Source organism: Enterococcus sp. S183_ASV_20 (assembly GCF_018919685.1).
Taxonomy (GTDB): Bacteria; Bacillota; Bacilli; order Lactobacillales; family Enterococcaceae; genus Enterococcus; species Enterococcus faecalis.
On sequence record NZ_JAHLRI010000036.1, the window covers coordinates 1 to 21,166 of the forward strand.

Annotated in this window: 17 protein-coding genes; 16 read left to right on the top strand and 1 reads right to left on the bottom strand. The window is 36.5% G+C overall.

Features of this window, described 5'->3' with window-relative positions:
- Positions 1–1,360 (top strand): peptide pheromone-binding protein TraC (traC, locus tag KQI94_RS11260; protein ID WP_216454426.1); only part of this gene is annotated, 1,360 nt, incomplete at its 5' end.
- Positions 1,361–1,370: 10 nt separating this feature from the next.
- On the top strand, positions 1,371–2,525 hold the full coding sequence (locus KQI94_RS11265; protein ID WP_010714385.1) for a TraB/GumN family protein: 1,155 nt from the start codon (positions 1,371–1,373) through the stop codon (positions 2,523–2,525).
- 61 nt (positions 2,526–2,586) lie between these two features.
- On the opposite strand, the gene KQI94_RS11270 is transcribed toward KQI94_RS11265, so the two are convergent.
- Positions 2,587–3,552: a hypothetical protein gene (locus KQI94_RS11270; protein ID WP_010714384.1), complete on the bottom strand. Its 966-nt coding sequence runs from the start codon at positions 3,550–3,552 to the stop codon at positions 2,587–2,589.
- A 632-nt stretch (positions 3,553–4,184) separates the two neighbouring features.
- On the opposite strand from KQI94_RS11270, the gene KQI94_RS11280 reads away from it, so the two are divergent.
- The 14 genes from KQI94_RS11280 to KQI94_RS11345 all read left to right on the top strand — a co-directional run.
- Positions 4,185–4,487, top strand: a complete 303-nt coding sequence (locus KQI94_RS11280) for a hypothetical protein (RefSeq protein ID WP_010714383.1) — start codon at positions 4,185–4,187, stop codon at positions 4,485–4,487.
- Between the two features lie 107 nt (positions 4,488–4,594).
- Positions 4,595–4,906: a hypothetical protein gene (locus tag KQI94_RS11285; RefSeq protein WP_010714382.1), complete on the top strand. Its 312-nt coding sequence runs from the start codon at positions 4,595–4,597 to the stop codon at positions 4,904–4,906.
- Positions 4,907–5,401: 495 nt separating this feature from the next.
- Positions 5,402–5,707, top strand: coding sequence for a hypothetical protein (locus KQI94_RS11290; protein ID WP_010714381.1), 306 nt, complete (start codon positions 5,402–5,404; stop codon positions 5,705–5,707).
- A gap of 10 nt (positions 5,708–5,717) precedes the next feature.
- Positions 5,718–8,417, top strand: coding sequence for a surface exclusion protein SEA1/PrgA (gene sea1 / locus KQI94_RS11295; protein ID WP_216454427.1), 2,700 nt, complete (start codon positions 5,718–5,720; stop codon positions 8,415–8,417).
- Positions 8,418–8,884: 467 nt separating this feature from the next.
- Entirely contained in the window at positions 8,885–12,805 is a 3,921-nt protein-coding gene (locus tag KQI94_RS11300; RefSeq protein ID WP_216454429.1) for an LPXTG-anchored aggregation substance, read from the top strand.
- 67 nt (positions 12,806–12,872) lie between these two features.
- Complete coding sequence (locus KQI94_RS11305; RefSeq protein ID WP_010714690.1) at positions 12,873–13,250, top strand: PrgU family protein; 378 nt, start codon at positions 12,873–12,875, stop codon at positions 13,248–13,250.
- 139 nt (positions 13,251–13,389) lie between these two features.
- Positions 13,390–14,247 (top strand): pheromone response LPXTG-anchored adhesin PrgC, encoded by an 858-nt coding sequence (gene prgC / locus KQI94_RS11310; RefSeq protein WP_108168236.1) that lies wholly within the window; start codon positions 13,390–13,392, stop codon positions 14,245–14,247.
- A gap of 38 nt (positions 14,248–14,285) precedes the next feature.
- Positions 14,286–15,185 carry a type III secretion system protein PrgD gene (locus tag KQI94_RS11315; RefSeq protein WP_108095635.1) on the top strand — a complete coding sequence of 300 codons (900 nt, stop codon included), beginning with the start codon at positions 14,286–14,288 and terminating at the stop codon, positions 15,183–15,185.
- Positions 15,186–15,205: 20 nt separating this feature from the next.
- Positions 15,206–15,637, top strand: a complete 432-nt coding sequence (locus KQI94_RS11320; RefSeq protein ID WP_010714607.1) for a hypothetical protein — start codon at positions 15,206–15,208, stop codon at positions 15,635–15,637.
- Positions 15,638–15,665: 28 nt separating this feature from the next.
- A complete protein-coding gene (locus tag KQI94_RS11325; protein ID WP_010714608.1) occupies positions 15,666–15,893 on the top strand; it encodes a hypothetical protein in 228 nt (75 codons plus the stop codon).
- Between the two features lie 15 nt (positions 15,894–15,908).
- Positions 15,909–16,709: a type IV secretion system protein gene (locus KQI94_RS11330; protein ID WP_010714609.1), complete on the top strand. Its 801-nt coding sequence runs from the start codon at positions 15,909–15,911 to the stop codon at positions 16,707–16,709.
- Between the two features lies 1 nt (position 16,710).
- A complete protein-coding gene (locus tag KQI94_RS11335; RefSeq protein ID WP_010714733.1) occupies positions 16,711–17,064 on the top strand; it encodes a PrgI family protein in 354 nt (117 codons plus the stop codon).
- Complete coding sequence (locus KQI94_RS11340; RefSeq protein ID WP_174091595.1) at positions 17,018–19,402, top strand: TraC-F-type conjugal transfer protein; 2,385 nt, start codon at positions 17,018–17,020, stop codon at positions 19,400–19,402. The genes KQI94_RS11335 and KQI94_RS11340 overlap by 47 nt, the downstream gene beginning before the upstream one ends.
- 15 nt (positions 19,403–19,417) lie before the next feature.
- Positions 19,418–21,166: phage tail tip lysozyme (locus tag KQI94_RS11345; protein ID WP_216454431.1), on the top strand; the 1,749-nt coding region annotated here is incomplete at its 3' end.

Below are 21,166 nucleotides of genomic sequence, written 5' to 3' on the forward strand. Positions count from 1 at the left end.
AAAAGTATCGAATAATGGCAAAACTTATACCATTGTGATTAGAGATGGCGCTAAGTGGTCTGATGGTACACAAATAACTGCTAGTGATTTTGTGGCCGCGTGGCAAAGAGTTGTAGATCCTAAAACAGCTTCTCCAAATGTGGAACTGTTTTCTGCTATAAAAAATGCCAAAGAAATTGCTTCAGGAAAACAAGTAAAAGATACTTTAGCAGTGAAAAGTATTGGTGAGAAAACATTAGAAATTGAAGTAGTTGAACCAACACCTTATTTTACTGATCTGTTATCCTTAACGGCTTACTATCCAGTACAGCAGAAAGCAATTAAAGAGTACGGGAAAGACTATGGTACTTCTAAAAAAGCAATTGTAACAAATGGGGCATTTAACTTAACAATTTTAGAGGGGGTAGGCACTTCTGATAAGTGGACGATTTCTAAAAATAAAGAGTACTGGGATAAAAAAGATGTCTCTATGGATAAAATTAATTTCCAAGTTGTCAAAGAAATTAATACAGGAATTAATTTGTATAATGACGGACAACTGGACGATGCGCCACTTGCGGGAGAATATGCGAAACAATACAAAAAAGATAAAGAATATTCAACAACGTTAATGGCGAATACGATGTTTTTAGAAATGAACCAAACTGGAGAGAATAAACTTTTAAAAAATAAAAATGTCCGAAAAGCGATTAGCTATGCAATTGATAGAGATAGCTTAGTCGAAAAATTATTAGATAATGGATCTATTCCTTCTGTTGGTGTTGTGCCTGAAAAAATGGCTTATAATCCAAAAACAAAAAAGGATTTTGCCAATGAAAAATTAGTAGAGTATAACAAAAAACAGGCAAGAACTTATTGGGAAACTGTCAAAAGTAAAGATAGTGTCTCTGAAAAACTAGAACTAGATATTTTAGTAGGTGACGGAGAGTTTGAAAAAAAAGCAGGAGAATTTTTACAAGGTCAATTAGAAGAAAACTTAGAAGGGTTGAAAGTTAATATCACACCAGTACCTGCTAATGTATTTATGGAACGTTTGACTAAAAAAGATTTTGCGATAAGTCTAAGCGGATGGCAAGCTGATTATGCAGACCCTATTAGTTTTTTAGCAAACTTTGAAACCAATAGTCCATTGAATCACGGTGGATATTCTAATAAAAACTACGATGAGTTGATTAAAGACACTTCCTCTAAACGTTGGCAGGAATTAAAAAAAGCAGAAAAGATAGTGATAGATGATGCGGGCGTTATACCCGTGTTTCAAGTGGGAATAGCTCGACTTCAAAAAAATACAATAAGGAACTTAGTGATTCACCCTGTTGGAGCTAGATATGATTACAAAAAAATGATGGTACAAAATTAGAGGAGGAAGTATGGAATTAGTACGTAGAATTTTTTTAGATAAACGAGAAATTATACTTGTTGGAACCTCTCATATATCTAAAGAGAGTGCAGAATTGGTAAAAGAGGTAATTGAAAAGGAAAGTCCAGATACTGTTTGTTTAGAATGGGATAAAACAAGGTACAATAAATATATGAATCCTGATGAATGGTCAGATACAGATATTGTTCAAGTAATTAAACAAAAAAAATTAATAGTTTTGATCTCAAGTGTAATATACAGTTTAATTCAAAAACATTTGGCAAAAATAAATGATTCTGTGCCAGGAGCAGAATTTTTCCAAGCAGTGAATAGTGCAGAAAAAATTGGGGCTAAATTAGCTTTAGTCGATAGAGACTCACAAGTTACATTTAAACGTTTTTGGCGGTTGATACCTCTAAGAAAAAAAGCTCTTTTCCCACATGCTTTTGGTAAAGTTTTAGAAGGAGCAGAAGATTCTAAAGAAGAAATGAAGAAACTTCTTAATTCAGAAAATTTTGAACCTATATTTGAACAATTACAGCAAACATACCCTGAATTGTGGGAATCTTTCTTAATTGAGAGAGACTTATATATGTCTACAAAAATTCTAAATGAAGAAGGAGAAAAAATAGTTGTTGTTATTGGTCAAGCTCACTTAAATGGAGTTGAGAAAAATATAAAGGAAAATCGAAAAGCAAATATTGAGGAATTAGACGGATTACCACCCAAACTTTGGTCAACTAGGGTTTTAGAAAGTATTATACCTTTAATAATTATTGGTTTATTGATTTATTCTTTTGTTTTAGGAATGGATATAGGTATAAATCAAATCATTCGATGGGGTATATGGAATGGCGGCGTAGCTGCACTCTTTACTGTCTTAGCACTTGCTAATCCATTGACGGTTATTACTTCTTTAGTACTTGCTCCACTTGCAACGTTACTACCAATGGTATCAATAGGTGTATTTTCTGCAATAGTAGAAGCTACCATCAGAAAACCTAAAGTTCATGATTTTCAAACAATGGATGAAGATTTGCTATCAATAAAAAAAATATATAAAAATAGGGTATTGAGAATATTTTTGGTATTTATTTTAGCAAGTATTGGTGGTACTGTTGGAAATATCATAGGTGGACTAGATATAATTAAGAATTTATTTTAACTGTAAGGATAGGAAAACCCAAAAAATAAGATTTTTAATGTCTTATTTTTTGGGTTTTAAGTTAATCTATTTTTTTGTGGTCAAAATTTTTGGGGTCTAATACTTGTCCATCATCGTCAAGAACACCAAATATTTGTTTTGCTTTTTCATCATCACTTTTAGAAATGATTGTTTGTAAGTTTTTATGGAATTGCTCAACATATTCAGGGCTTTCCACTTGTTTCAATATTTCAACATACGAGAATACTTTCATAATATGCTCTATATCTCCAGAAGTAAAGTATAGAAGCATATTTCTTGAAGCTATGAAACTTAATTTATATTTATAACTAGTGTAATTTGATAACAAAGTTTCAAAGTGATTTAGAAGTATAAAGCAAGAACTGTAATCCTTTGTAAATATACTTAGAGCAATTGCATTAGACAAGGATAAACAAGCTGTATCTTTAATCTGCTCGTCACTATCTTCACGTAAAGGAAATAGTTGCTCTATCAATGTCTGAAGATCAGAGTAAGGGAATATAGTGCATAGATTAGAAAGAATTTTATAGTGATACAATACAAATCTTTTGCTTGATGAAAACATCTTTTTTATATCAGCTAAATCTTGTTTATCCACAGGAATAATTTCTGAAATCAAACTAGAGGTTTGCAATTTTATAAGTAAATATAAATTCATGTATTTTAACGAAGTAAATTTTTCATGTATAGATTTTTGATAAAGAGAGTAGAGTTCTTGATTGTATTCTGAATCAGGATTTTGTTGAATTTTTGAAAGAACAAAATAATATGTTTCTAAATCTTTATCAAAAACACTTTTAAAATCTTCATTACAAGTTCTAATTATTTCAGGTATTGTTAAATTACTTCTATCTGCAAGAATTGGCAAATCAGCAATTTTTAAAAAATGTTCATTATGGTTTTCAAAAAGGCTTGCTGAATTACGCTGAAAAATACCTTCATAAAACTTAGCTTGAGATAATTTCTCGCTTTTTCTTTGTATTTTCATTAATTCATTTAAATGCATATATTCAACTCCTATAAATGTATTCTGAATATGACGAAAATCGGCAAAAAAAAGAAAATAAATAAAAAATGAATTATTTTTCCCGGAAACGTCTTTTTTAAAATACATATACTTGTAATGAGTAAACTTTAATGCTATAGTAGTAACTGTAATGAATAGTTACTAAGTGAGGTAAATTTAATGAAACAACAAAAAAAACATATAGCTGCATTATTGTTTGCACTAATATTAACTCTTGTTTCTTAAAAAAAAGCCACACCACTAGTAGTATGACTTCGTCCAACATACGAATTATACCATGAAACTAGAAAAAAGTAACTAAAAATAAGAACCGACTATCTTTGGGCTACCAACCCAAGAGGATAGTTAAATAATTCATGCTGATCCCATGAACTATACTCGGTTCTCGAACACTGCAACATAAGTTACAACATACATTATAACATTTTTTTAAGTGAATTTCCAGACCTTTTTAAACTCCTTTATTGGTCTAGGAAAAAGATTACTTTAAATAAATTGTTTTGTATGGTGGAATGATGGTTGCAGTACACGGGGAACGTATACAGTTCATGTATATGTTCCCCGTTTTTTGGTTTTTATCGCTAAATTTTAGAAAGGGCTGGTGTTCAAGAATGAAGCAAAAAGTGACGGGTACAATGATTTTACAAAAGGTCTATCGGATACATACAAAGACAGGAAATTGTTATGTATTGGAAAACGAGCGATTTTATCTAGCGGTTCAGGTTTTAGAACATGGGAAAATGATCTGGAAGAAATATAGAGAAATTCCTCAAATGGGTGTCACAAAAGCATTGCTTCGTCAAATCATTTCTTGTTATGACAAAGATGGAAATAAAATCATTGAACGAAAAAAAGGGTCCACCAAGTTAACCCTTGTTCCTGTAAAAAAAGTGAATAAAAAAGAAGTCAACTAGTTTCCGCTAGCTGACAAGCATCATTGAAAGAAAAAATTAATGAATAAAATGTTAAGAATAGTATACCACAGGAAGTGTAACTGAGTAAATAGAACAAGGAGGACTCTATGGAAAAGAAACGAATTACCCATGCAGAAGAACTAAATCACGGAGACGTGATACGAGTATTTTCCTATGAACAAAATTGTGGAATGGATGAAACAACTTTTACAGCTCTTGTTGTTGCCTGCTCGGACAAGAAAAAACTAGTCATTCCGCAAGACTTCCAAGGCCATCTGTATCGAGCTGCGCAAAAAGGTGCGAGTTGGGAGATAACAGTGGATTGGTTACTAGAAAATGATGTTGACGTATTCATTGTCGAACGATTTGACCAGTTACTCACTACCATTTGGAATTATTTAAACGAAGAAGAAGTGTAACAAAAGTATTCAGGAAACACCTATTGTTTGCTGGTTTCCAGCAAAGTTGCCAAACAAAAAAGAAACATTCTATCTTCTGATAACGAGAAGAAGAACGCTTTCTTTTTTACAACTGAATAGTCAGCGAGAAGTCCGCTGCCTTGCTTATCAGCGTAGCTATGAAGGGGCAAGGGTACAGAAGCCATCAGGGTGTCGTTAAACGCTAGGAGAAAAGCTAAAAGCTCCAGTATGAACGGAGACCCACACAATGATTGTGAAGTTGGTGTGCTACGGTACATGGTGAGATTGCCACGACCTACCAATTATTGGTAGTGAGCAATATCCGACTCACCTAGAGTTTAGGGTAACGGTTGCTAGAAACCCTGTGAAAAGACTTGATTTTTTGAAACCAGTAAACAATAGGTGTTTCCTTATGAGACATATTTCACGAAATAACAGGGTATTATTTTTCAGGGTAGTTATCTTTTGCTATGATAATTTACGAGGGGTGAGAGCATGACAAAAAGAGAACAGAAAATATGGCGTAAAGAAATGTTACGATTAATGAATGAAGACCCTGATTGGCATAGAAAAGAACACACCGAGCGTTTTAAACGTGTTCAAGAGCTTGCAGAAAAAATAGAAACTGCGGATGTGAGACAGTATTATAACCAAATTACCAAAGAAGCTTTTGAAATTTATCAGAGAAGTGGTTTGCAGTTCAAACAAATAGCGGAACGACTAAACGTAGATGCAAAAACGCTAAAAAAATGGCGTGAAGAAAATGGGTATCCCATTTATAATAAAAAAAATCGGAAGTGAGGAAAACAACATGAAAAAGATTGCAAGTACAGGGTTAAGTATCTTAGTCGCAACAGGGGTAGCAGGTATTGGGGGAAATGAGGTACAGGCAGCAGAACAAACGCAACCAAAAACACCTGAAAATGCTTCTTCAGAACAACCAACAGTGAAAGCTACACAAACAACGGAGCAAGCCATTACTGAAAAACAGCAACAAGTAACAGAGAAACAAGCAATTGTCGATCAAAAACAACAAGTTGCTGACACTGCGAAAAAAGAAAAAGACACCATTGATCAATCTGCTAAAGACCAACAAGCAGTGGTCAATCAAAACAAAGACGCATTGGATCAAAGTCAACAAGCAGTGACTGACCAACAAGCAGTTGTAGACGAAGCTAAAAAAGTCGTGGATGAAGCAACACCTTCAGCCATTGAAAAAGCCAAAGAGCAAGTGGCTACGGATACACAAGCTGTTGATGACCAACAAAAAGTAGTGGATCAAGCTCAAGCAGACGTTAACCAACAACAAGCTGTTGTTGATGAAAAAGCAAAAGAAACGAATGCTGCTAAAGTGCAAAATGAAAAAGATCAACAAGCAGTAACAGCTGCGAAACAAGAACAAGCCAAGCTTGAAGAATTAGCGAAAAATGCGGAAGCGGAAAAAGCAAAGGCAGAAAACGAACAAGCTGCAAAAGAAGCTGAATTGGCTAACAAACAGAAAGAAGAAGCCAAAGCTAAAGATCAAAAAACGAAGGACGATCAAGCAGTTGCAGACCAACAAACTGTTGTGACAACGAGTCAAGAGAAAGTAGCAGACGCAAAAGCAGATACAGCTGCAAAACAGGCAGACTTAACTGCGAAAGAAAATGCTTTGAAAGACAAGCAAGCAGCAACAAAGCAAGCGCAGAATACTTTAGATAGCTCAAAAGAAGAGTTAAAGGGGCATAAAGGACTTAACTTACCTGCTAACTTCACACCTGATTATTACAAAAAATTAACTGAACAAGAAAAGCAAGCAATGGAAAAAGAAGCATTAGCATTAAATAAAGTTTTTCCTGAAAATCAAGCAGATGCGGCAAAAGTAACGGAAATGATCAATGTCAAAAATCCTACCGAAAAACAAAAGCAACAAATGAGCGATTACGTTGTAGGACTTATCAATGATGTTCGCGAAAAGCTTGGGTTACAAAAGTTGAAGATTTCTAACCAAGCTATGAAATTTGCTTGGGATGTAGCAAAATATGATAATCCAAAAGAGTTTGATCATGACGTAAATGCGATCAATCGTGCAGCAAAAGAAAATGGTTTTAAAGAATTCCCAGGACAAAACTTTTATGAAAATCTAAGTATGGGCTATTTTGAAACGATTAATGGCACTATTTCTCAACTAGAGTTTGAAAAAGCTGCTCGAAAAACAATTGCTGATATGCTTTTTGACGATGAAAGTTCAGCGTATTCTCATATAGATTCATTGCTAAAAGGGGACACAACAAACATGGCAGTTTCTATTTCAGGAGATTTAAATGATATTTCAGCAAAAATCCATATCATTAGCTATAATCAATCAAAATTAGTTGAAGCAAGTACCTATGAAGAAGGCACTGCACCAGTCTTTAAGAGTAAAGAAACCCTTCAAAAAGAAGTAGCAACCAATCAAGAAAATTTAGCTACTGCTAAACAAGCAGAATCAGACGCTCAACAAGCAAAAAGTGTAAGTCAGCAAGCCTTAAATACAGCCAAAGCAACACAAGCAACAGCAGAAAAAGAACTATCTGTTCATAAAGCGACATTGGCCAATCTTCAAGCAGTTGCGACTAAGAGTACGACAAACTATGAAGAAAAAGTACGACAAACTGCAACGGCAGAAAAAAGCCTTCAACAAACAAAAGATCAATTGGTAACAATCAATGAGTTAATTCAAAATCGAGCTGCTGTTTTAGAAAAAGCGAAAACAAAAGTTGCAGACGCACAAGCGATAGAACAAACGTCTGCTAAAGTGCTGAAAGAAAAACAAGAAGCCCAAAAAGCAGAAGAAAACACATTGAATAGTTTGAAGGAAGTATTAGATTTAGCAAAAGAAAACTTAAATCAAAAACAAATTGCGCTTAAAACAAGTACACGTTCATTGTCTCGTTTAGAAAATGCTCAACCAACATACGAAAAAGCGTTAAACGAGTTAAACAAGGCAGAAGCAGCAGTGGTCCAAGCACAAGAAGCCTATGAAAATTCTCTGAAATCATTGGAGGAACTTAAAGAACAACAAGCTGTTGCTACACTTGCTTATGCACAAGCACAAGAAGACCTTTCTAATGCGAAGTTAGAGCTACAGCAGTACCAAGGCGTATTAAGAGACTTAGAAGCACAACAAGCCGAACAGCAGCGACAAGAAGCGTTGCAAGAGCAAGTAGCAAAAGAGCAACAACGGCTTGAACGAGAACAAAAACAAATGGTAGTAGCAAGTGCTACTTCGGCTGATAAAACACCTGGTCTCCAACAGTTATCTTTTTCTAAACAAAAAGAACATCCAAAAGCACAAGCATTAACACATTCAGAATCTCGTAAGACGAAACAGATAGCAAAAGCCCCAGACTCTTTACCACATACAGGAGAAAAAAATAATAAATGGTTAGCTATAGCTGGTCTGATATTTGCTTTGTTTGGAGCTGCGGGTATTATGAGTTTTGTTAGTAGAAACGAGAAGAAAGTAAAAAATATCTTTAAAATTAAATAAGAAAGTCAAAGGAGCGAAAAATTTCGCTCCTTTTTTTATAATTATTAGAATAAATTGAAAAACAAAAAAATAGCCAACCAAAATGGTTGGCTGATCGTATTAAAGGCAGAAGAATCTACCAAATTTAGGAGCCAACCAGTTTCCGCTGGTCAACAAAAAATAAATGGATTGTCTCGGATGGAGACACTTAAATAGTACCTGACAATAAAATTTTAGGCAACAAAAAAGTCAGCCGTTTTCCGCCGACTGACTAAACGAATAAGAGTTGTAAAGAAGTGATTTGTACTTTTTACACAATTATAATAGCACGTTAAATGTTTTTAACGCAAAAAAACTAAGAGAATCGAAGAACTTTCGGTTCTCTTTTTGTGAGGAGGAATGAAAGTGATGATGAAAAAGCAACGAGCCCCTTGTGTTGCGTGAACTATTTCTACAAACAAAAAATAAAAAATCGAGGAGAATGATACATGAATCAACAGACAGAAGTAAAGAAACGCTTCAAAATGTATAAGGCAAAGAAACACTGGGTTGTAGCCCCTATTCTTTTTCTAGGCGTGTTAGGAGTTGTAGGATTAGCTACTGATAATGTACAAGCTGCGGAATTAGATACGCAACCAGAAACAACCATGGTGCAACCCGATAACCCCGACCTGCAGTCAGGAAAGGAAACACCTAAGACGGCAGTATCTGAAGAATCTGCAGTACAAAAAGACACTACTTCTCAACCGACCAAAGTAGAAGAAGTAGCGTCTGAAAAAAATGGAGCTGAACAGAGTTCAGCTACCCCAAATGATACCACAAACGTGCAACAACCAACAGTAGGAGCAGAAAAATCAGCACAAGAACAACCAGTAGTCAGCCCTGAAACAACCAATGAACCTCTAGGGCAGCCAACAGAAGTTGCACCAGCTGAAAATGAAGCCAATAAAGCAACGTCCATTCCTAAAGAATTTGAAACACCAGACGTTGACAAAGCAGTTGATGAAGCGAAAAAAGATCCGAACATTACTGTCGTTGAAAAACCAGCAGAAGACTTAGGCAACGTTTCTTCTAAAGATTTAGCTGCAAAAGAAAAAGAAGTAGACCAACTACAAAAAGAACAAGCGAAAAAGATTGCGCAACAAGCGGCTGAATTAAAAGCCAAAAATGAAAAAATTGCCAAAGAAAATGCAGAAATTGCGGCAAAAAACAAAGCGGAAAAAGAGCGTTATGAAAAAGAAGTGGCGGAATACAACAAACACAAAAATGACAAAGGCTATGTGAATGAAGCAATCAGCAAAGACTTAGTTTTTGATTCAAGCATTGTGACTAAGGATACTAAAATAGACAAGATTACAGGTGGCAAGTTTATTAAAGCCTCCGAATTTAACAAAGTAAACCAAGGACAATCCAAAGATATTTTTACAAAATTAAGTAAGGATATGAATGGAAAAGCAACAGGCAACTTCCAAAGCTCAAAAGTGGCTGCTGTTGAGTTTGGTCCTAAAGGCGGCTACGCGGTTCTTTTAGAAAAAAACAAACCGGTCAATGTCACGTATACAGGCTTAAATGCTAGTTATTTAAACCGAAAAATCACAAAAGCAGAATTCATTTATGAACTTCAATCTGCACCAAGTCAAAGCGGCACCTTAAATGCAGTATTTTCAAACGATCCTATTATTACTGCATTTGTTGGTACTAAAAATGCCAATGGGAAGGACGTAAAAGTTCGCTTAACCATTAAATTATATGATGCTAATGGCAAAGAAGTTTTACCAGAGAAAGACCATGCCTTTGCCTATGCGTTATCGTCATTAAACTCTAGTCTAGGAACAAATTATAGTGTAGAACATGCGGAATTTGTTTCAGACTTTGGCTCAAAAAATACCTTCAAATATATTAATGGTTCCTACGTGAAGAAACAAGCGGATGGAAAATTCTACTCAACCGAAGACCTTGATTATGGGACAGGGCCTTCAGGACTAAAAAATAGTGATTGGGACGCTGTAGGTCATAAAAATGCGTACTATGGTTCTGGCGTTGGTCTAGCTAGAGAGGGTGGACGTATTTCTTTCTCTTTCGGGATGACAACCAAAGGAAAAGTCAACCTATCTGGTGCCCAATGGTTTGCCTTTAGTACCAATTTAAATGCGAAATCAATTAGACCATACCAAAAGAAAGGGAATCCAAAAGAACCAGAAAAAGCAACGATTGAATTCAATCGATACAAAACCAATGTGGTTCCTGTTCTTGTTCCGAACAAAGAAGTCACTGATGGTCAGAAAAATATCAATGATTTAAATGTGAAGCGTGGCGATTCTTTACAATACATTGTGACAGGGGATACGACAGAACTTGCCAAAGTAGATCCAAAAACAGTAACAAAACAAGGGATTCGAGATACCTTTGATGCAGAAAAAGTGACGATTGATTTATCCAAAGTGAAAGTTTATCAAGCGGACGCAAGTCTAAACGAAAAAGACTTAAAAGCTGTTTCTGCAGCAATTAATTCAGGAAAAGCGAAAGACGTGACCGCTTCTTATGACCTTAATTTAGATCAAAACACCGTCACGGCAATGATGAAAACCAACGCAGACGGCTCCGTTGTTTTAGCAATGGGGTATAAATATTTACTTGTCTTGCCGTTTGTAGTGAAAAATGTAGAAGGCGATTTTGAAAATACAGCTGTTCAATTGACAAACGATGGTGAAACGGTAACAAATACAGTGATTAACCATGTGCCAGGTAGTAATCCTTCCAAAGATGTAAAAGCAGATAAAAACGGTACAGTTGGCAATGTTTCTCTACATGATAAAGATATTCCGTTACAAACAAAAATTTATTATGAAGTGAAATCTTCTGAACGTCCAGCCAACTATGGCGGAATCACAGAAGAATGGGGCATGAATGATGTCTTGGACACGACCCATGATCGTTTCACAGGAAAATGGCACGCTATTACGAACTATGACCTTAAAGTAGGGGACAAAACGTTAAAAGCAGGAACAGATATTTCTGCCTACATTCTTTTAGAAAACAAAGACAATAAAGACTTGACGTTTACGATGAATCAAGCATTATTGGCCGCCTTGAATGAAGGAAGCAATAAAGTAGGCAAACAAGCTTGGTCTGTGTATCTGGAAGTCGAACGGATCAAAACAGGTGACGTAGAAAATACGCAAACAGAAAACTACAACAAAGAGCTTGTTCGTTCTAATACGGTGGTGACGCATACGCCTGATGATCCAAAACCAACTAAAGCCGTTCACAACAAAAAAGGGGAAGATATTAACCATGGAAAAGTGGCTCGTGGTGATGTTCTTTCTTATGAAATGACCTGGGACTTAAAAGGGTACGATAAAGACTTTGCTTTTGACACAGTCGATCTTGCGACAGGCGTTTCTTTCTTCGATGATTACGACGAAACGAAAGTGTCACCAATCAAAGACATCCTTCGTGTCAAAGATTCTAAAGGGGTAGACATTACGAACCAGTTTACGATCTCATGGGACGATGCCAAAGGCACGGTGACAATCTCTGCCAAAGACCCACAAGCCTTTATTCTAGCGTATGGTGGGCAAGAATTGCGTGTAACACTCCCTACAAAAGTCAAAGCTGATGTTTCTGGGGATGTTTATAATTCAGCGGAACAAAATACATTTGGTCAACGAATTAAAACGAATACCGTTGTCAACCATATTCCAAAAGTGAACCCTAAAAAAGACGTGGTTATTAAAGTCGGTGACAAACAAAGTCAAAATGGCGCTACAATCAAATTAGGGGAGAAATTCTTCTATGAATTTACAAGTAGTGACATTCCTGCAGAATACGCTGGTGTTGTGGAAGAATGGTCGCTTAGTGACAAACTAGACGTCAAACATGACAAATTTAGTGGCCAATGGTCTGTGTTTGCCAATTCAGCGTTTGTTTTAGCAGACGGAACCAAAGTGAATAAAGGGGACGACATTTCGAAACTATTCACGATGACCTTTGAACAAGGGGTAGTGAAAATCACGGCCAGTCAAGCCTTTTTGGATGCGATGAATCTAAAAGAAAACAAACACGTTGCGCACTCATGGAAAGCGTTCATTGGTGTAGAACGAATTGCGGCAGGAGACGTTTATAACACGATTGAAGAATCTTTCAACAATGAGAAGATTAAAACCAATACGGTAGTGACACATACCCCAGAAAAACCACAAACGCCACCAGAAAAAACAGTAATTGTACCGCCAGCACCAAAAACACCGCAAGCACCAGTAGAGCCATTAGTGGTAGAAAAGGCAAGTGTGGTGCCAGAATTGCCGCATACTGGCGAGAAAGAAAATACGTTACTTTCTGTACTAGGGGCAGGAATGCTTGCAGGACTGGCATGGTTTGGATTGAAACGAAAAGAAACAGAAAAATAATGAAGCAATGAAGACAGGTAAAGAGAAGCCAAATGCGTGCTTCTCTTTTTTGTTGGAAAGGACAATGATGGAAAAAATAAAAGAACGAACAGGAAGTGTCGCAATGAAAGAGTTAGCTATTCAGGAAAAAGAAGTCAATACTCGTTGGCAAGGATTTCGTGGTCGCCTATTGATGATTAAAGTAAAAAAAGGGAAAACCTTTGAATTATTAACAAATAACCAAGTAACGCCTGAAAATATTCATGAGATCGATGTTATCCACTTACTAAAAAACGGAAAAACATTAACGCTGAAAGTGGATACCGAAAGAAGCAAATTTGGATTCGAACAAAACTCTACTTTTGAAGTCCCAATGTTTTACATTGAAACACGCATTAAGCGAGAAGCCTATCATGATTATTTTTTATCAGAAAAAGAACTGCGAAACGAACAAAAAAATAGATAGTCGAGTGTAGTGAGCAGAAGAAAAGGAGTAATGACCCTTCCCTCACTACTACAATTATATGAGTTTAAACTCGTTAAAATTTGTTAATAAAGAAAAAAAGCAATTAAATCATAAAAAAAATTATTTGGAGGAAATTACAATGAAAAAAATTATTTTATCAAGCTTGTTTAGTGCAGTACTAGTATTCGGTGTCGGAAGTATAACAGCATTCGCTGACGATTTAGGACCAACAGATCCAGCAACCCCACCAATTACCGAACCAACTGATTCTAGTGAACCTACGAATCCTACTGAGCCAGTGGATCCTGCAGAACCGCCAGTAATACCAACTGAACCAACAGAACCTAGCAAGCCAACCGAGCCTACAACACCGAGTGAGCCAGAAAAGCCAACAGAACCAACAACGCCAATTGATCCTGGAACGCCAGTTGAACCGACTGAACCAAGCGAGCCAACAGAACCTAGTCAACCAACCGAGCCTACAACACCAAGCGAACCAGAAAAACCTGTTACTCCAGAACAACCGAAAGAACCAACTCAACCAGTGATTCCAGAAAAACCAGCAGAACCAGAAACACCAAAAACTCCTGAACAGCCCACTAAACCAATAGACGTAGTCGTTACACCTAGTGGAGAAATCGATAAAACGAACCAATCGGCAGGAACACAACCAAGTATTCCTATTGAAACAAGCAACTTAGCGGAGGTAACACATGTACCAAGTGCAACTACTCCAATTACAACAGAAGCTGGGGAAGAAATTGTAGCAGTAGATAAAGGTGTTCCGTTAACCAAAACACCAGAAGGATTAAAACCAATTAGCAGCTCGTATAAGGTTTTACCTAGCGGAAACGTTGAGGTAAAAGCAAGTGATGGAAAAATGAAAGTATTGCCACATACAGGAGAGAAATTCACACTTCTTTTCTCTGTATTGGGAAGCTTTTTTGTATTAATCTCAGGATTCTTTTTCTTTAAAAAGAATAAGAAAAAAGCTTAGAGAAAGAAATTTATTTTCAAAAGTTCGATGAGAAGGAGGTGCTTTGCTTGTTCATTTTATTTACAACGCAACAAAGCCATCCGTTACTAAATGAGGTGGTTCTAAATAAAAAAATCAGTCTAGTACAAGGCATTGAAGAGTTATCAAAAATCAATGACCAGTTTAATGAAACAATGGCTGACCTTCTAATTACGTACGACCTCTATCACAGTGTAACGGACGAACAAGCTTTTGTAAGAGAAACAATGACTTTGCCGGTAGTTGAGGAAACTGTTCTTCAAAACATGGTACAGACTGTAGAAATCAACGAGGAAGTAAGACAAGAAGATTTAGAAGTATTCCTTCGTTTGTTTAAAAGAAATGTGAGTAATAAGCCGAAGAAAGTAGAGCGCTCAACAGGGCCCTCTAAAAAGAGAGAAGAAAAGCAAAAAAAATCAACTATTTTTACAACAATTTCTCGCTATAGCTATTTCTCGGTTGCTTTACTTATATTTTTAGCAGTAGGTGTTTTTACAGGTGCGTCATTTGGTTCTCAAAGTAAACCAACGAGCCAAAATGATTCTAAGTTAGAGGAACGATTAACACATTTACAAGAACAAGTGCATGAACAACCACAAGTGGATGTTGTTGCTCGGTTTTTCTTATCCAGTCTGTACTCTGGTGAAGAGAGTGACAAAGCCACGCAAAAGCAAGTTAAAAAGTATGTTTCTGAAGGAGTGCTCAAAGAGATTAAGGGGTCTAAAGAACAAATAAGAACGTTATTTCTTTGGGAATCAAAAAAAGAAGGCAACCAATGGATCCTTACGTATGTCGTTACCTTAAAAGTGGCTAAAGAAGCAACAGAAACGAGACAGATTACCGTGTCCATAGAAAAGAAAGAGAATAGCTACCGGGTAACAAAACTTCCAGAAGAAAAAGAATTTACGATTAACGAATAAGAATTGAGGAGGAAATTTCTATGAAATACGAACGACCATTAAAAAGAGAGTCTCAAATTAAGGAGTTTGAGTTAGGCACGCATGCTGCACGGATTACGACAGTAAATAGAACAAAATCAAAAAAAGGTAATGATATGTTTGTCCTTTCTATTATTGGAAAAAATGAAGAAAAAGGGGCATTTTATTTAACGTTTGGCAATGATTATACGGAAGATAATTTACGTTATCTTTTAGCAAGTATTCAAGACAACGGCGTAGAAATTCCAGACGTTGACTTTGGCTATAATCGAGAAACCTTTGACTTTCTGAAGAATAAAGAAGTCTACATTAAAGTGGAAGAACAAGAATATAAAGGAAAAGTCAGACATGCTGTCACAAATTTTCTTACGTTAGAAGAGTTTGAAGAGAACGACGAATACGAGGAAAGTGAAGCAGCCGACGAAGGTTGGTAAAAATGAAGAATAGAAAGGAAAAGATAAAATGAGCATAGTAATCAAAATTGTTACATTAATTGGCGGGATCATTGGGATTGTTTCTGCCATGGGTATTTTGTACGGTATTAAGGATATTCGTTCAGGTATGGCCAATGATGATCCACGAACAACAGATAAAGGAATTGAAAAAATTGTTGTAGGTGGAGCTGTACTATTAGCTGTTGGTGGAGTGGTCGCATATGTCATCACACAAATTAATGGCATACGATTTTAAAAGGAGGCCAAATGGATGCAAGTTGGAGAAGGAACAACAGATCAATTATTTAAAACGTTAGCTGAATACAATCCAACAACCAATGCGGTCATGGAAAAAATTGCAAAAGCCCTAATTCCCTTAGGGCTCGCTCTTTTAAGTATTTTATTTCTAATTGAGCTTTCGAATATGCAAAAAAAGTTCCCAACAGAAAATGGTGGATTAAGCATAGAAGTACTTACTGACCTTGCAATGAAATATGTCATTGCTTACATTCTTGTGATGAGCTCAGGCTATCTTATTGATGCGATTGTATGGTTTACCATTCAAGGGGCAAAGTGGGTAAACTCGGTATTAGCGCCCCAAGCAGTAGGCGGAGCCATTCCCAAGATGGGCAAAGTTTCTTTCTGGGCAAAGCCACTGGTGGGGTTGTTCTATGCCATTGCGTATTTTTCGCTATGGTTGTCAGAAGTTGTTGCCAAAATTCTTATTTTCTTGAGAGGTATACAATTGTATATTCTTAAAGCACTTGCGCCCATACTAATTGCTTTCTTTGTTCATGATGAACTACGTTCAATTGCGATAGGGTTTGTCAAACAAGTAATGGCTTATGCGCTACAAGGAATTTTATTGGTGTTATTACTGGGATTGATTCCTACGATTGCAGCCAATGATTTTCTTTCCCTTTCAAAATTTGAAGGGGGCATTTGGCAAGGTGCGGGTGCACTCGTACAGAATATTATGACATTTGTCGCGGTCGCATTTAAGTACGGAATCATCACATTTTTACTTGTTGGTTCCCAGGGACTGGCAAAACGATTGATAGGAGCGATGTAACATGGCCATTAGTTCAGAATACTATAAAGATTTAACCAAGGTTGAAAAAAAGGTGTGGGGAATCACACTAAGAGAAGTAAAAGCTTACCTTTGCTTAGTTGGGATTACTCTCCTTCTACTTTTGGAAGTGTTTTTCCTTCCGACGTGGGCATTCCTAATTTGTTCGTTGGCTACATCCTTTTTACTAGGATGGTATCCTGTATTTTTATTAATGAACAAATGGGAGGAAAAAAAACGCGCCTTTCTTTTGCGTTTTTATTATGAAGACCGAAGTTTTCGCACAGGGAAAATTAGGAGGTATGAAAAGAGTGAATTTATTCAAAAAGAAACAGTCAAAGAAACCGACGTTATCTAATGGCGTTGACAAAAAAGTAAAAAAACGAGTGCTTCAACAAGCACACCCAACCGTTCAAGACAGTATTTTTTATACCAGTCAATTTGAAGAAGGCTTAATGCACATTGTGGAAGAAGAATATTCCAAGTGTTACCGTCTGGGAGAAGTAGATTATGAAATCGCTACAGAAGACGAGCAATTGAATACAGTGATGGGCTATGCGGAAGGATTAAATAGTTTGGATCAAAATTCACGGTATCAACTAGTCGTAATCAACAAACGAGAAGAAGAATCAATCATGGATGAAGTGTTGCTTGAATACACTGGAGATCATCTGGATAACTACCGAGAAGAAATTAATACCATCATTGAAAAGCAAGTGAAGCAAGACGAGCGAAATTTTAAAGTTGAAAAATATGCAATCTTTACTACAACGAACAGTCATTCTAAGAAACAAGCCAATAAAAATTTAGAAAATCTGATGCAGAATTTTAAAAATCGGTTTGAATCGAACCAAATCGATCTTGCGATTACTCCAATGAATGGATTGGAAAGGCTGGCGTTATTTAGTAGTTACTTACGGTATGGTGCTTATTTTGGCACATCATACCAAGACATTGCTATTTCTGGCTTAACGTCTAAAGCGTTTATTGTTCCAAGTAAAATTAAATTTCCAAATAATAAATCGTATTTTCGCTTAGGTGATAATTACGCAGCGGTTCTAACGATTCAACAATACCCTAAATACTTGGAAGATAAATTGATCAAGGAATTGTGTGCTACAGGGCATGAGCTTGCAATCAGCATTCACGCACGGCCGTATGACATGAACGCCGTAAAAAAGAAGATTCAAGCACAGAAAACATTAAATGACATGGCCATTCAAAAGCAACAAAAACAAAATTTTAGAAGTGGCATATCAGAAGATTTTGTATCAGGAGAAGCAAAAGAAATCAAAGAAGCGACGGAGTCCTTGATGAAAGGGATTAAAGACGAAGGACAAAAATTGTTCAATGGCATTTTTTCTGTCTTTGTGACAGCTACGACAGAAAAAGAATTAAATGAAGCAGTCAATGCAATAAAGAATGTGGGCACAACCTGGCAAGTAGTGTTTGATACAGTGGATAATTACAAAGAAGAAGCGTTAAACACCGTCTTACCTATTGGAAAACCTTACTTAGATGTTGAAATGAGCTATATGCGCGATTTGACAACCACAAACCTTGCGACACAAGTTCCTTTCACCAATGTTGAGCTGCAAAGTCCTACGGGCCAATTCTACGGGCGTAACCAGTTAACAAAAAATATGATTACCATTGACCGAAAGAGGGACTTAATCACACCAAGTGGGCTCATTTTTGGGACATCTGGTTCAGGGAAAGGGATGGCTACTAAGTGGGAAATCCTTTCTTCACGATTAAAATATCCAAAGGATCGTTTCTTCGTAGTAGACCCAGAAAGCGAATATTTACCGATTGGTCGAGAACTTGATGCAGAAATATTGGATATTTCTACAGGAACAAACCACCACTTAAATATTTTAGGCATGGTAGATAAAGAGTTATTAAACGAAGAAGACCAGGGAATCGACTTAGTAAAAGAAAAAGCCAATCTTTTATCTACCATGTTTGAATCGCTTTTAAAAAGCTATACAGATACGGACGCAGGTCTTGTTGACCGCGTGACACGATTAACGTATGAAAAATTTGAAACGAAGACAGACGAGCCAACATTGGTGGATTGGTTTTCTATTTTACAAGAACAAGACAACATAGGGGCGGAGGAATTAGCGACAAAAGTAGAACCTTATTGTATTGGCTCACAAGACATTTTTGCCCATCAAACGAATATTGATTTAAGCTCGTCATTCATTGTCTTCAATACGAAGAAATTGGATGATCGATTGAAGAAATTTGCGATGAAGGTTATTTTAGATCAGTTGTGGAAACAAGTCGTATCAGGGCAAAGAAAGGTTACCTCTAGACTTTATTTTGATGAGTTACAAGTGAATTTTACAACAGAAGAAGAAGCGGAATGGTTTACCAACCTTTGGGCGCGTATTCGTAAATATGGCGCGATTACTACAGGAATCACACAAAATCCCGCAACTTTATTAAACAAGGAAGCGGGGAAAAAAATGGTTTCCAATAGTGAATTTTTACTTTTCCTCCGGCAAAAGCCTGAAGACTTGAAGCAGTTGGTTAACATTTTAAAAATAACACCCGCTTTAGAAAAATTCATTGGCCCACGTTCTCCACAAGGAACAGGGATTATATCTGCTGGAGGCGTCATTGTGCCTTTTGAAAACCCAATTCCACCAAACACGCGTCTTTTTGAAATTATGAATACAGACGCCTAGCTAGGAAGTGAAGGGATGACAGAATCAAAAGAAAAATGGAAAGAGAAAATAAAAGTAAAACCGCAAGTAGCGGAACAACTAAAGAAAAATCTGTCTTTAGGTCCACGAGAAGCAACAAAGCTTCAAAAAAGAGCGTTTAAATCAACAAAAAATGAGTTTAAGTTGTCAAAAAGAAGTTACAAAGAAGCGCTACAAAAACACAAATTAACGGTCAAAACAGGAGATCGTGCACAAAGCATCAACCACTTGTTGGCTAAAAAGAACTACTTAGAATTAAAAAAGAAAAAAATTGCCTATAAAAAAGCCTATCGTCGAACCAAAAAAATGGATACAACACGCGTCACAAATCAAGCGAAAGCAGAGGTTAAAGGCGGACTAAAACGAGAAGTGAAGCAAAAGGCCCTTTCTAGCGTGGCACAAGAAGATACCTTAAAAGAAGGCGTTAATTTGTATGAAAAGACCCAACAAACAAAATTTAATCTTCGAATGGGCTTAAAAGCGACACGTAGCACCACAAAGGTAGGGGTAAAGACGGTCAAAGGTTCCTATGGAATGGGAAACCGACTATTTAATTTTTCCAAAGGACGAGGGTTTCAACGAACACCCAAAGAGTTTTCCTTACCGCATCAGTTAATGAAGAAAGCTCGCAATTCAAAAATGCGGTTGAAGATGGCAAAAGTAGCAAAAAAATCAGAGCGAGGACTAGGAGCACTTCGCTCTTTGTTTACTGGAAAAAAGTCTGCAGTCAAAGTAGCTGCGCTTATTTTAAAGAATCCTATCTCTTGGGTCGTTTTAGGAATAATTGTTTTAATCTTTTTAATAAGTGGGGCAGCTATTAGTTCGCAAAAGCCTGCGATTGTTCAAGAGGAACGAGATTTAACAGAGACCTGGACGTATTTCACAAAACTTGATGCGGATCATACCGACGACGAAGACCAGTTCTACAGCGCGATTGACGATGTTCTCTTTTATACTAATTATCGGTTTGATGATTTTAAGCTGCTGGATATGCTTTCTACTGGAACAAAAACGTATGAAACCTTTTTAAGTGAGTTGTGGGCGGATTTAAATGGAAAAAAACCAAACTATCAATTAAAAACCATGAATCAGTTAGAGACGGATAAAAAGTCAGGCTATTTTCTTGAAGAGGAGCAATACAAAAATTATCAAGAAGTGAAAAAAGAGCTTGGCTATCAATCGTTGGATGATTTACTCATGTTTCCTGTACAGACAGAATCTTTAATTGTGAATAGACGTTTCGGCTATGAAAAAAAAGAGGGAAAAATAAGTCTATACAATTGGATGGACGTGGTACTGGAAGCAAATCAACCGTTTCTCTCACCAATGCAAGGCATAATTAAGGACGTCTCCAAAGAAAATCAATTTGTACTAGAAAAAGAAAAGACAGCAAAACTAACTGTTCAAGGTGTCAACAATCAACGGTTAAGAAAAGGAATGTCCGTGGATGTAGAATCGTTTATAGGAAACACCAAAGATCAGACGGTCTCTTTCAGGTATGAAAAATATGACGAAGTGAAAAAAGAATGGTATACGGTCAATCCTGCCTTTTATTTTCCTAAAGTAACCTATACACAGACAACCATCCTTGGAAGTACTGATTTTTCTCCTGGTGCAAGTGTTGAAAAACGCGCACAACAAGTGTATGACTACCTTACCAAAAAAGGCTATACAAAAGAGGGAATTAGCGCTATGTTAGGTAATTTCTCGGTAGAAAGTGGGATTAATCCTAAGCGTGCTGAAGGA

What these genes read in the sequence shown, in the direction of transcription:
- KQI94_RS11280 (WP_010714383.1), top strand. Translation starts at nt 4,185, where the DNA reads ATGAAGCAAAAAGTGACGGGTACAATGATTTTACAAAAGGTCTATCGG.
- KQI94_RS11320 (WP_010714607.1), top strand. Translation starts at nt 15,206, where the DNA reads ATGAAATACGAACGACCATTAAAAAGAGAGTCTCAAATTAAGGAGTTT.
- sea1 (WP_216454427.1), top strand. Translation starts at nt 5,718, where the DNA reads ATGAAAAAGATTGCAAGTACAGGGTTAAGTATCTTAGTCGCAACAGGG.
- KQI94_RS11285 (WP_010714382.1), top strand. Translation starts at nt 4,595, where the DNA reads ATGGAAAAGAAACGAATTACCCATGCAGAAGAACTAAATCACGGAGAC.
- KQI94_RS11330 (WP_010714609.1), top strand. Translation starts at nt 15,909, where the DNA reads ATGCAAGTTGGAGAAGGAACAACAGATCAATTATTTAAAACGTTAGCT.
- KQI94_RS11335 (WP_010714733.1), top strand. Translation starts at nt 16,711, where the DNA reads ATGGCCATTAGTTCAGAATACTATAAAGATTTAACCAAGGTTGAAAAA.
- KQI94_RS11270 (WP_010714384.1), bottom strand. Translation starts at nt 3,552, where the DNA reads ATGCATTTAAATGAATTAATGAAAATACAAAGAAAAAGCGAGAAATTA.
- KQI94_RS11300 (WP_216454429.1), top strand. Translation starts at nt 8,885, where the DNA reads ATGAATCAACAGACAGAAGTAAAGAAACGCTTCAAAATGTATAAGGCA.
- KQI94_RS11265 (WP_010714385.1), top strand. Translation starts at nt 1,371, where the DNA reads ATGGAATTAGTACGTAGAATTTTTTTAGATAAACGAGAAATTATACTT.
- prgC (WP_108168236.1), top strand. Translation starts at nt 13,390, where the DNA reads ATGAAAAAAATTATTTTATCAAGCTTGTTTAGTGCAGTACTAGTATTC.
- KQI94_RS11290 (WP_010714381.1), top strand. Translation starts at nt 5,402, where the DNA reads ATGACAAAAAGAGAACAGAAAATATGGCGTAAAGAAATGTTACGATTA.
- KQI94_RS11325 (WP_010714608.1), top strand. Translation starts at nt 15,666, where the DNA reads ATGAGCATAGTAATCAAAATTGTTACATTAATTGGCGGGATCATTGGG.
- KQI94_RS11305 (WP_010714690.1), top strand. Translation starts at nt 12,873, where the DNA reads ATGGAAAAAATAAAAGAACGAACAGGAAGTGTCGCAATGAAAGAGTTA.